This window comes from Methanofollis sp. (assembly GCF_028702905.1).
Taxonomy (GTDB): domain Archaea; phylum Halobacteriota; class Methanomicrobia; order Methanomicrobiales; family Methanofollaceae; genus Methanofollis.
The window spans coordinates 1-11890 of sequence record NZ_JAQVNX010000069.1; the positions used below are offsets into that span (position 1 = coordinate 1).

11 protein-coding genes and 1 tRNA gene are annotated in these 11890 nt (G+C 58.1%); 8 read left to right on the forward strand and 4 right to left on the reverse strand.

The features are described from left to right. On the forward strand, window positions 1–1275 hold a 1275-nt coding region (locus PHP59_RS08750), incomplete at its 5' end, for a PEGA domain-containing protein (protein WP_300166097.1). A 10-nt stretch (window positions 1276–1285) separates the two neighbouring features. Further along, the gene (locus PHP59_RS08755; protein WP_300166099.1) at window positions 1286–3718 is read left to right on the forward strand and encodes a PEGA domain-containing protein; all 2433 of its coding nucleotides are present in this window, start codon (window positions 1286–1288) and stop codon (window positions 3716–3718) included. A gap of 104 nt (window positions 3719–3822) precedes the next feature. On the opposite strand, the gene PHP59_RS08760 is transcribed toward PHP59_RS08755, so the two are convergent. Next, window positions 3823–4401: an indolepyruvate oxidoreductase subunit beta gene (locus tag PHP59_RS08760; protein ID WP_300166101.1), complete on the reverse strand. Its 579-nt coding sequence runs from the start codon at window positions 4399–4401 to the stop codon at window positions 3823–3825. Then, window positions 4398–6170 carry an indolepyruvate ferredoxin oxidoreductase subunit alpha gene (gene iorA / locus PHP59_RS08765; RefSeq protein WP_300166103.1) on the reverse strand — a complete coding sequence of 591 codons (1773 nt, stop codon included), beginning with the start codon at window positions 6168–6170 and terminating at the stop codon, window positions 4398–4400. Before iorA ends, PHP59_RS08760 begins: the two co-directional genes overlap by 4 nt. A 135-nt stretch (window positions 6171–6305) precedes the next feature. Here iorA and PHP59_RS08770 point away from each other — a divergent pair. The 5 genes from PHP59_RS08770 (at window position 6306) to PHP59_RS08790 (ending at window position 9011) form a co-directional block, all read left to right on the forward strand. After that, window positions 6306–6378 (forward strand) — tRNA-Ile (locus PHP59_RS08770). Between the two features lie 330 nt (window positions 6379–6708). Then, the gene (locus PHP59_RS08775) at window positions 6709–7014 is read left to right on the forward strand and encodes a winged helix-turn-helix domain-containing protein (RefSeq protein WP_300166105.1); all 306 of its coding nucleotides are present in this window, start codon (window positions 6709–6711) and stop codon (window positions 7012–7014) included. A 76-nt stretch (window positions 7015–7090) separates the two neighbouring features. Continuing rightward, entirely contained in the window at window positions 7091–7252 is a 162-nt protein-coding gene (locus tag PHP59_RS08780) for a hypothetical protein (protein ID WP_300166107.1), read from the forward strand. A gap of 95 nt (window positions 7253–7347) precedes the next feature. After that, complete coding sequence (locus PHP59_RS08785; RefSeq protein ID WP_300166109.1) at window positions 7348–8217, forward strand: hypothetical protein; 870 nt, start codon at window positions 7348–7350, stop codon at window positions 8215–8217. Window positions 8218–8567: 350 nt separating this feature from the next. Further along, window positions 8568–9011, forward strand: a complete 444-nt coding sequence (locus PHP59_RS08790; protein ID WP_300166111.1) for an N-acetyltransferase — start codon at window positions 8568–8570, stop codon at window positions 9009–9011. A 65-nt stretch (window positions 9012–9076) separates the two neighbouring features. On the opposite strand, the gene PHP59_RS08795 is transcribed toward PHP59_RS08790, so the two are convergent. Together PHP59_RS08795 and serS are read right to left on the reverse strand one after the other, a co-directional pair. Next, window positions 9077–9736, reverse strand: a complete 660-nt coding sequence (locus PHP59_RS08795; protein ID WP_300166113.1) for a TMEM175 family protein — start codon at window positions 9734–9736, stop codon at window positions 9077–9079. A 147-nt stretch (window positions 9737–9883) separates the two neighbouring features. After that, entirely contained in the window at window positions 9884–11161 is a 1278-nt protein-coding gene (serS, locus tag PHP59_RS08800; RefSeq protein ID WP_300166115.1) for a serine--tRNA ligase, read from the reverse strand. A 397-nt stretch (window positions 11162–11558) separates the two neighbouring features. Between serS and PHP59_RS08805 the strand changes: the two genes are divergently transcribed. Then, window positions 11559–11890: hypothetical protein (locus tag PHP59_RS08805; protein WP_300166117.1), on the forward strand; the 332-nt coding region annotated here is incomplete at its 3' end.

The window sequence follows — 11890 nt, forward strand, 5'->3', positions numbered from 1 at the left end:
GTCCTCGAAGACGTTCCGGCCGGCGACCACGTCGTCACCCTGAAACTCGACGACTATGCCGACGCCTCGACGCCGGTCTTCGTCACCGAGGGGAAGACCGCGGTGATCCATCTCGACCTCACCACCCACACCGGCAGCCTCGCCGTCACCTCGACGCCGACTGGCGCCGCCATCTTCGTCGACGGCGCCGATACCGGGAAGACCACCGACGCCACCGTCGGCGGCATCGCCGTCGGCGACCACACCGTCACCCTGACGAAAGACGGCTACCGCAGCGCCGAGGCGAACGTGACGATCCGGTACAACGAGACGACGACCCTCCACCTCGACCTCGTCGCGGCGACCGGGAACATCGCCGTCGCCTCGACGCCCGACGGTGCAAAAGTCTTCCTCGACGGCACCGACACCGGGACGACGACGAACGCAACCCTTGAGAACGTCCCGGCCGGGGAGCACACGATCACCGTGAAGAAATCCGGCTACCTGAATGCCTCGACGACCGTGACCGTCGTCGATAGAGAGACAGCGACCGTCTCCCTCACCCTCCTCGAACCCTCCGGCAGCATCCGGGTCACCTCCTCCCCTGACGGCGCCCGCATCATTCTCGACGGTACCGACACCGGCGAAATGACGAACGCCACCCTCACCCGCATCTCGCCGGGCGAGCACACAATCGCCCTGAGCCTTGAGGGCTACCTCGATGCCGAGGAGACGGTGACCGTCGCCGTCGGCGAGACCTCGACGGTCCACGTCGCCCTCAGCAGGGCCGCGATCACCCTCTGGCCCGGCTGGAACTTCGTCTCGACGCCGAAGACCCTCGCCGCTGGTCAGGACACCATCGCGATCTTCGACGACGTGGACACCGGCGGCCACTCGGTCCTCCTGTACAACGGTACCAGCCGCTGGGAGGCGATGAGTTCACAGGAATCGTTCCAGCCCCTCGACGGTGTCTGGATCTTCGCAAACGGCACGTACACGATCCCCCTCTCCTTCGCCGGCGGATCGGTCTCCACCCCCCCGACGAAAGACCTCGACAGAGGCTGGAACGCCATCGGGTTCTCCGACACCATCCCCGAACCCGCGGTCACCACCCTCAGGTCGGTCGAAAAGAACTGGGCGACCCTCTTTGCGTTCGACGCAAAGGCACAGGCCTACGACATCTCGATCATCCGCGGAGCAACAGGCCGCCACGGCGACGACCGCCCGATGAACCCCATGCAGGGATACTGGCTGTACATGGACAGTCCCGACACTCTCTGCGCAATCGGAGCATGAAGGTGATGAGATGAAAACAGAGTATTGCGGCATCTTAATTCTCCTCATCGCCCTCGTCGCCGGTGTAGCGGCAGACGAGAGCGTCCCCGCTCTCCCTCACGAGTTCTGGGGGACCGTCACGATCGACGGCTCACCGGCCCCGGCCGGAACCGAGATAACCGCCATGATCGGGGATACGAGGGGAGGTTCCGTAACGACGACCGTTGCGGGCATATATGGCAGTTCAACCACTATGGAAGGGGCACGCCTCGTTGTCAGCGGCACCGATGGGCAGGAGGGCCAGATCGTCACGTTTCTGGTCAGTGGACAGGCGGCACAAGAGACGGCAACCTTCACACCCGGTGTTGTGACACATCGTGACCTGCACGTTCGGACGACACCGGAGACCGGGAGCATCGCAGTGACTTCGGTTCCGTCGGGTGTGGCCATCTCCCTTGACGGGGTGACCACTGGCCAGGTGACGAACAGCACCCTTGCGAACATCCCTGTCGGTGAGCACACCGTTTCCGTAACACTCTCCGGCTACAGGGCTGCTTCGAAGACGGTGACTGTCTCCTCCGGTCAGACCGCCTCTGTCCACTTCGTCCTTGAGAAAGAGACCGGGAGCATCTCGGTTACCTCCGTTCCCGCAGGTGCGACCATCTCCCTTGACGGGGTGTCCACCGGCCAGGTGACGAACGGCACCCTCGCAAACGTCCCGGTGGGTACCCACACTATTACCGTGACGAAGGTAGGCTACCTCGACGCTTCCTCGCAGGTGACGGTCGTCCGTGATCAGACTGCCTCGGTCCACTTCAACCTTGAAAAGCCTGTAGACCCTCCGGTGGCTAACTTCACCGCCGCCCCGACCGACGGTGCCGTCCCGCTCTCCGTGCAGTTCACCGACCTCTCGACCGACGCCACGGCCTGGCTGTGGTCCTTCGGCGACGGTGCCGTCTCGACCACGCAGCACCCGACCCACACCTACACCTCCATCGGACGGTACACCGTTACCCTGATCGTTACGAACACCGCCGGCACCGACGCCCTTGTCAGACCCCGGTTCATCAGCGTCCGCGACGTCCCGCCCGCTCCCCCCGAAGACGAAACCGATTACGTCTTCGACAGCGAGGGCATGAACATCACGTTCAGCGGCGGGCAGCAGCAGGTCTTGTTCAACGCCACGGCCGGCAACGGCACCGTGAGCGGGGACGCCATCCTCCTCTCGACCGGCAATCTCAACCTCACCCTCCGGACCGACGGCCTGAGCACGAACGGCACGGTCTCGACCGGGAACGTCACCGGTGTCCTGCTCGAAAGCAGCCGGCCGTCGACCGCCCCCCTCGGAGACGTCGGTAATGTCTCGGTTGCATTCAACGCCTCGATGAACGTCTACAACCCCGATCTCCGGATCAAGACTTCGATCTACGACAAACCGAGCGACGGGGCGTCGACTGCCTTCACCCTTGCAGCCGCCGATGAAGGCCTCAATCTCACCTCGACGGCCTATGCGGTCTACTTCACCAAGACCAACCTGGGCGCAAACGACACCATCAGCGACGCCTATCTCCACCTGACCGTCTCACCCGAATGGGTGAACGCCCACGGCGGCACGGATGCGATCCGGATCTTCCGGCAAGGCGACGACGGCGTCACCAGTGTCCTTGAGACAACCTATCTCGGCCTCGATACCGACGGCATGATGATCTTCGAGGCCTACTCCCCGGAAGGTTTCTCCGCCTTTGCCGTCGGAGCGACGAAGGCAGCCGCCACACCTGAACCCACCTCCCCATCCTCGTCCTCTCATAGCAGCGGCGGCGGCAACTCCGTGAAGCCGACAACCTCGACCGGCACGGCACCCCTCCTCACCGCATCCTGGGGCGGTGTACTCAGGCCGTATATCGTCTATGTCGACAGAATGTTCGCACACCTCTCCCTGGAGACCGGCGTGAAGGCACTCGACAAAGACGGCAAGCCCCTCCCTGAGGTCGGGATCACTGCTATATCGGTCCTCCCGTCTGCTTCCTCCCTCACCTTCTCCGGCTATGCCGTCGAATGCTCCCCGGCCGATGCCACCTTCTCCCCGGCGATCGGCCTCGTCTTCACCTTCACCGCCGATGAATGGGCTGCATTGCTCAGCAAGGCAGGCGGCGACCCGGCCCGCCTGGTCGTGCAGGGGTACAACCCCTCGACCGGTGCATGGAAAGAGTTGCAGACTGAGGTTTCCGCGCATACCGTCACTGCACCGATCAGCCACTTCAGCACTTACGCCCTCCTTATCGGCCCAGCGGCAGAAGAACCGGTCACGACTGCCCCGACGACGACCACGACCTCTGTTATCACTACCACGACCGCATCCACTCCAGTGACAGGGACCGGAGGCATCCCGCTGTTCTGGATCGCCCTATTCATCGTTGTTGCGGCGGCTCTCATCGGTGGATACGCCGTCATGAAGAGGCACTAAATAATCAATCTATTTTTTCTACTTCCCCTGCAGCGGCGAATGGGCACAGGAGGGGGTGAGAGCCTCTCCAGAACAGGAATTCTCCAGAGCCAAAAAAAGGGAGATCAGGACCGCCCGGCCTCGCGGCCGAGGGCGAAGGCCCTGAGATTGAGGTCCAGGAACTTCTGCGGCACGAGGCGCCTGACCGCCTCCTCCAGGCTCTCCGCCTTGAGGGGGAGGTGGGGGGCGGCGGCGCCGAGCATGACGACGTTCTGGACGATGAGGTTGCCCGCCTCTGCGGCGAGGCCAGCGGCGTCGACCAGGGTGACCGGGTGGCCGTCGAGGGCGGCGAGGAGGTCGTCGCGTGCGGGCATCGGGAGTTTCTGCATGAAGACCGAAGTCGGGACGACGGCGTGGTCGTTGACGATGATCCTGCCCTGGGGCTTGAGGTAGTGGCGGTATCGCACCGCTTCCATGAGATCGAGAGCGATCATCAGGTCGGCCCCGCCCGGCGAGATCAGGGGGCCGAAGGTGCCGCCGATACGCACGTGGCTCTCGACGGAACCGCCGCGCTGGGCCATGCCGTGGGTCTCGACGCCCTTGATCGGGACGCCTTCGAGGAGGCAGGCCTCGCCGATGATGTTCGAGGCAAGGATCGTGCCCTGCCCGCCGATGCCGACGATCAGAAGATCATAACTGCTCATTTTCTCCCCTCCTTCACGATGGCCCCGGCAGGACAGATATCCGCACAGACCCCACAGCCCGAGCAAAGTTCGTTGATCTCCGCTTTCTCGTCCGCGTCCTTCCCGATGGCCGGGCACCCGAAGCGGAGGCAGGCGCCGCAGGCGGTGCAGGTTTCGGGGTCGACCCGATAGTGCGCCCGCCGCACGCCGGCACGCCGCGCCGTGATCACGCAGGCCTGCCTGGCGATGATCACCTTCGTGCCCGCACGGGCCTTTGCCGCCTTCAGGGCCTCGAGGGTGGCGGTCAGGTCGTACGGGTCGATGGTCTCGACAAAGGACGCCCCGCAGGCCCGGCAGATCGCCTCCAGGGATATGGGGACGCTTGCCTCGCCCATCGCGGTCTCGCCGGTGTTGGGGTTGGGCTGGTGGCCGGTCATGGCGGTGATCCTGTTGTCCAGGATGACGAGGGTCATGTCGGCGCCGTTGTAGACGGCGTTGAGGAGGCCCTGGATGCCGGTGTGGAGGAAGGTCGAGTCGCCGATGGTGGCGACGACCGGCCTCTTCTCGCCCGCGTTGGCGATGCCACTCCCGACTGTCACCGAAGCGCCCATGCAGATGGTGGTGTCCACCGTGCCGAGCTGGAGGCCGAGGGTGTAGCAACCGATGTCTGAGGGGAAGATCCCGTCAGGGAAGACCTTCTTCATGGCGTAGAACGTCGCCCGGTGTCCGCACCCGGCGCAGAGGATGGGAGGGCGGGGCGGGAGGCCTTCGGCAGGGGCAGGGCTCTGGAAGGGGTTATCTTTCAGGATGCCGGCCTTCACCATCGAGGCGGCGACGGCCGCGGGGGAGAGTTCGCCCTCCATCGGGACGGCGCCGTTCATCTGGCCGAAGACCTCGACGCCGCAGGCGAGTTGCCTGAGGCGTTCCTCGACGATCGGCGCACCCTCCTCGACGACGAGCACCTTTTTGTGCTGCTGGACGAATGCCTCCATCCATGCGCCGTCGATGGGGAAGCACCCGACCTTCATGAAGGAGACGCCCTCGGGGATGACCTCCTGCACGTACGAGGCGGCGATGCCGCTCGCGACGACGGCCGTCTCGCCCCGCACCTCCGCGGTGTTGTAGCCGAGGTCCATGACGGCCTTCCTGACCATGGGCTGTTTCTCGTTCAATTTCTTGTGGAGGACTCTCGTGTGGGCCGGGATGACCACATACTGCTTCGGGTCCTTCTCGAAGACGCCAGTCCTGTGCTCATCCGAGACCTCGCCGAGGTCGACGTCGCCCTTGGAGTGGCAGATGCGGGTGGTGGGGCGGAAGAGGACAGGGAGGCCGACCTGCTCGGAGAGGGCGAAGGCGTCCTTCATCATGTCGTGCGCCTCCTGCACGCTCGACGGGTTCATGCAGGGGAGTTTGGCGAAGTGGGCGTACCTCCTCGTGTCCTGCTCGTTCTGAGAGGAGTGTGCATAGGGGTCGTCGGCTGAGAGGACGACGAAACCGCCCTTTGCCCCGGTGTACGCGCTCGTCAGCAGGGGGTCGGCGGCGACGTTGAGGCCGACGTGCTTCATCGTGACCATCGACCGCTGGCCGCACCAGGAGGCGGCGAGGGCGTTCTCGAACGCGACTTTCTCGTTCACCGACCACTCGATATAGAACTCACGCTTTTTCTGCGCCCGCAGGGTGTCGATCACCTCGGACGATGGGGTTCCCGGATAGCCGCTCGCGAAGTCGAGGCCTGCCTCGATGCAGGCGTGCGCGATGGCTTCGTTTCCAAGGAGGTATTGTTTAGCCATGGATCTCGTCCCAGTGCTATTACTCCTGCGTGTTCTTTAACTATGTCGTTCTCGGGCGGCCCGGGAGCGGGGTTCTGACGCAACCTTTAAATCGGAGGTGGTACAACATTTACAGGCACTAATACGAGTGTATTAGGGCCCGTAGCATAGTCGGTGGTGCACCCGGCTGATAACCGGGAGGTCATGAGTTCGAGCCTCATCGGGCCCACTTCCATTTTGTGATATGATTTGGGAGAGCGAGACGCATTCGAGATTGATTCTTGTAATAATTCGTGCGCTTCAGCTGAGAGCGTAGTGTTCAACCTTTTCTTCTTCCGCTTGGAGATAGTTTCTTTCGTAATTTTCTTTTTCTCATTTTTTCTCTTTGGTTGGCCGCACAGTTCCGGATCGCCCCGACATCTCATGCGGCGCGGCCCTGATAAAGAGGTGGTAACAAAAAGAGGGATGAGACGAATTAATCAGCACACAACCAGCCAGGTAGTCACAATGACTAAAACATAACAATAGGCATAAATACTATTGCTACAAATCATAATGTATGGCACCGGATTACAATATGAGCGATCTGGATCGGGCTAATGATGAGTTCGTCCAGTTAGCAAAGAAATATAATTTGAATCCTGCTATGCTCAAAGATATTGTTATCCAGCGGAATAGAGGGATGAACAACGCACAAATCGCACAGCATCTCGGCATAAACCGCAACACCGTAAACAAGTACGTCAATACTCTCGATCAGATGGATCAGGAAGAGTTAATTGAACTTCTGGGGCTCATTTGTTTGATTGGAGCGGGAGCATATCTGTTTCTTCAATTCCTAAGATCTCTTGGAGGCAATCAGTAATGATACGATATCCACTTGCAGGGGGGCGAAAAGGTCCACCAGATCTTTCCGTTACCGACAATAAAGGAGGTGAAAAATGGCTGAGATGCACGTTCAAGGAAGAAGATGTTCGACCACGGTGACCAACCAGACGAACATCGTCCTCCCTTCAAGCGCATTCACAAGGGACGCCGTGCCCGCCTGGTTCGCAATCGGGCTCGTCGCACTTGTGATGTGTGTTGCACTTACGAACAACTAGAGGGAGTAACCCCTCACTAAATTTTCTTTCTTTTTCAGATGGATAATTTTTTCCCTGGCTGATCGGCGCGATCATACCGCACGGTGAAGGGTTGAATGGGGTTCTTACACCGAAAAGGCGGCAATAAACAAAACGAAAGGGATATTTACTCTTCCGCATATCCGGTTGCTAATATAAACTCTGCACAATCGGGTGATGATGAAATGGAAACTTTCGAGGTTTTAGAGGTATTTATAGGAGCTAACATTGTCCTTTCAACATTTATTTTGTGTACTCTATGGTATAGACCTCACACATCGAAGAATTATGAGTCAAACGACGAGAATAGGACAAAACGGAAATATATGTGGATTATGAAAATATCTGGAATATTTATAATTTTATCTCTGGGATTTATTGTGTTCTCAAATTTGGCAGGTCTCGAAGATCGTCTTGCGATTACTGGACTCGCAATCTCCGCTATAGTGATTATAACAACATCCTGGACAACAATAGATAATGATCAGAAAACCCAAGATATCATTGAGCGGCTTGGTCGGATAGAAGATTGTCTCATCGTTTCAGCGGTTTCAGGCAGATTTGTACCTGGTCAGGCAAGAGAGAACTTTGGAAAACAAAAAGCGAAGTCTTCGAGGGGGTTGAACAGTCTTCTATTAATGGGTTTATTTGCCATAATAGTGGGAATCATCCCTATTTTGCTTTCAGCGACCTCATCAACAATTCAGATGAGTAATCCCATATCTCAGACAAACCTCAATTTAGAGATGTTATTGATAGGTATTGGTGTTGCAATAGTAATTTTTGTTTTGAGTGAAAGATCTAATCTCGATTTAAGACCTGAAATGGATAAAATTGACGCGATCCACCAATATGTAAAGGACAAACAAAAAAATGCCAAAAAAGAAGAGATGGAAAAATCCTGCCGCCTCCGAATCCTCAAAAAACTCACCACACGAAGACGATGATCTGACGGACCGTCACGCAGACAAAGAAGAATAACCAGATAATCCCGGGAAATAATTTCAAAGAAAAGATGGAGAAAAAAATATTCTGTTCCAAAAATGGTTTAGACGATTCTATTTTTAATTACATTATATTCCTCATTCGTAACGGTACCCTGTTGATGGAGATAATCTAATTTTTCCATCAAGTTGCCATCACAAGTGTCTCGATTCTTTTTATTATTTTCAACTTCTTCGCCAGCACCCCCCAGCCGATATGGCTATAGCCTCCGATCCATTACACGTTATACACTTCGAGCGTTGCATTGCGACGACAGTCGCGAGAAAAATGTGAATGAAACAGGGGTACGAAAATGGAAGTTAAACCGATTTTGACCAACAAAAAACAATTTCTCGATCTGTTGCTGCTGGCCGATGAACAGGAAGACATGATTGATCGGTACCTGGAACGGGGAGATATGTTCGCTCTCTATGATGGCGACCTGAAAAGCATATGCGTGGTCACGCAGGAAGGTGATGCCGTCTATGAATTGAAAAGCATAGCAACCGCTGAAAAATATCAGGGTCGGGGTTATGGTACGTTTCTTGTGAAATACATTCTCGACTATTACAGGGACAGATGCAAAACGATGTTCATTGGGACGGGTGAGATAACTGCGATCCTTCGATTTTATGAGAATTGCGGATTTAAGATCTCACACAGGGTCAAGAATATTTTTCTGGATAACTACGATCACCCGATTTTTGAGGATGGCGTTCAACTCAGAGATATGGTTTATTTGAGCATTGATGTATAAGAAAAGATGAGCGCTCTCTCTTTTGGATGCCGGGCTACATGTTCTAATCATGCCGTTCCTGGCCCTCATCCCTTCACCGCCCTCCTGATCGCCCTTTTATCGATCAGAGGATGCACGAAGAAAAAGACCGTCACGGCGATGTACACGGCGACCGCCACTAGGGGCACAAAGAGGGCGAGCAGCACGCCGACACCGCAGGAGGCAACGCCCGCACGCCGCCGTCGCACCATCTCCCTGAGGTCCTCTTCGGCAAGGCCGTCGACGAGCAGTTTCGGACGCCAGACAAGATAGCGCATGATCATGCTCAGCATGACCGACGTGATGAAGAGGTCCAGTCCGTACAGGAGCACGGCGAGATGCGAACCTGTTCCGGTGAGGTGGCCGGCCATCACGCTCGTCGTGAAGGGCATCAGGGAGACGAAGAAGAGCATCAGGAGGGTCAGGCGAAACGTGACCTTGTCCTCCTGTTCCGTCAACTGCGTGATGGACGCGTGCGTCATCCAGATCCCGCCGATAAATACGAAACTGATGACATACGCGAGGAAATCGGGCCACTCTTCCATGAGTGCCAGGAACAGGCTGTCGGCCCCCTCCGGAACAGGCAGTTCGAGGACGAGCAGGGTGATGACGATCGCGAACACCCCGTCGGCAAACGCGTTCAGTCGGTCAGGGGGGAGAAAGTCGGTGAGGCGACCCCTGTCAGGTCCCTCTGCCTTCTCATCCACGCGGTCGGCCACCACCCCTCACCTGCACGCCGCCCGGATGGGACAGGGAGGTGAAAAGAGTTTGGGCTGTGTACCCCTGTGCGGCTCCCGGCGGTTTCTGTCACCCGACAGGGCCAAGACCCTTCAAAAAAGGAGAGGATCCCTCTCTCACAGCGTCTCAAGCCCGTACATGTAGGGCCTGAGCACCTTCGGGACCTCGACAGAACCGTCTTCCTGCTGGTAGTTCTCCAGGATCGCCCTGATCGCCCGTGATGTTGCGATCGCAGTGCTGTTGAGGGTGTGGACGAACTCCTTCTCCTTGAAGTCGGTCGGGCTGCGCATCTTGATGTTCAGCCTCGTCGCCTGGTACGAGGTGCAGTTCGAGCAGGAGACCGCCTCGCGGTACCTGTTCTCGCGCGGCATCCAGACCTCGATGTCGTACTTCTTCGCCGCCACCGTCCCGATATCGCCGGTGCAGATATTGACCACATGGTACGGGAGGCCGAGGCCCTGGAAGACCGCCTCGGCATTTGCCAGCAATTCCTCGTGGAAAGTCCAGGAGTCTTCTGGCCTGCAGAAGACGAACTGCTCGATCTTGTTGAACTGGTGGACGCGGAAGAGCCCCTTCGTGTCGATGCCGTGAGAACCGATCTCGCGCCTGAAGCACGGGCTGATCCCGGCGAACTTGATCGGGAGGGCGTCTGCCTCGAAGATCTCGTCCTTGAACATCGCCGCCATCGGGTGCTCGGCGGTCGCGATGAGAAACGCGTCCTCGCCGTCGATCTTGTACATCACGTTCTCGAAGTCGGCAAGGTCGGTGACGCCCTCGTAGGCCGCCCTGTTCATCATGTACGGCGGGGATATGGGGGTGTAGCCGCGCTCCACCAGCAGGTCGAGGGCATAGCGCTGGAGGGCCATATCGAGCAGGACAAGTCTCCCCTTCAGGTAGTAAAAACCTGCACCGGCCACCTTGGTGGCGCGCTCGAAGTCGGCCCAGTCGTGCTCCACCGCCAGTTCGCCGTGGTTCTTCAGTTCGAAGGCGGGAACCTTCGGCTCGCCCCACCTCTTCACCTCGACATTCTCCGTGTCGTCCTTGCCCACGGGCACGCTCTCATGGAGGATGTTGGGGATGCGCATCTGGTAGAAGTGGACTCTCTCCCTGATCTCCTCAAGCTCGGCCTCGGCCCCCTTGATCTCTCCGGGTATGGCTGCCGCCTCGTCGAGGAGAGCGGCAGCGTCCCCGCCCGCCTTTCTGGTCGCGTTGATCTCGCGTCCGATCACGTTGCGCCGGTTCCTCAGCCTGTCGACCTCGATCTGGAGTTCCCCGCTCCTCCTGTCCTTCTCCAGCAGGTCATCTATCCAGGCCGGTTTCTCGGTGTCCCCCCTCTTTTCCAGGTCTGCCCTGACGACCTCGGGGTGGGCGCGAATGAACTTTAATTCAAGCATGTATTTTCCACCATCTCTCGTCTGTTGCGGCGTCGATCAGGGCCGGAGATCCGGCCCTGTACCGTAACGATCAATCCCTGAGATATTAGTCTTCATCTACAATATTATCTGCTGTGGTGCAGATGGCTGCACAATCGGTGCTATTCTTTTCAAATCAGGCTGCGGAAGTTCATCGGCATGGTGGGGGGAAATGTGGAGGTGTCATAATGAGTTTACGTCCGAAGAGGGGTACGGATCGTGGTGGTGGCACCGGGCATACCCGAGCAGACGAAGGGGATCGGACATGGAGTTTATCATTGCCTCGTGGCCTCCGGACGGTGAATATCTGTTATGAAGAGGGTGACGCCGAGGGGAGCATGTCTTCACCTCTTATATGATGTGAGAGAGACTCCATAGTATGGATAAGGTCCCGGTTCTCATCCTTGCCGCCGGTGTGGTCATCGGCCTCGTTCTCGCCGTCGCCGAGAACGTCTTCATGGGAGTCTCGATCTTCGTCGTCCTTATGACCGCTGCGATGTGCCTGCAGATCATGACCGAGACGAAGAACCTCCCTGCAGTCACCTGCCAGCTCTCCGACGATGCAAAGTCGGTCGTGGTCGTCAACGGAGGAAACGCCCCGGCAGAGGCGATCCATGTCGCCCTCGTCCCCATGAACCTTGAGTTCGACGTGACAGGCCTCGGCGTCGACGCGGAGTACGCCTATGCCCTGCCCGCGATGGCCGAAGAGGG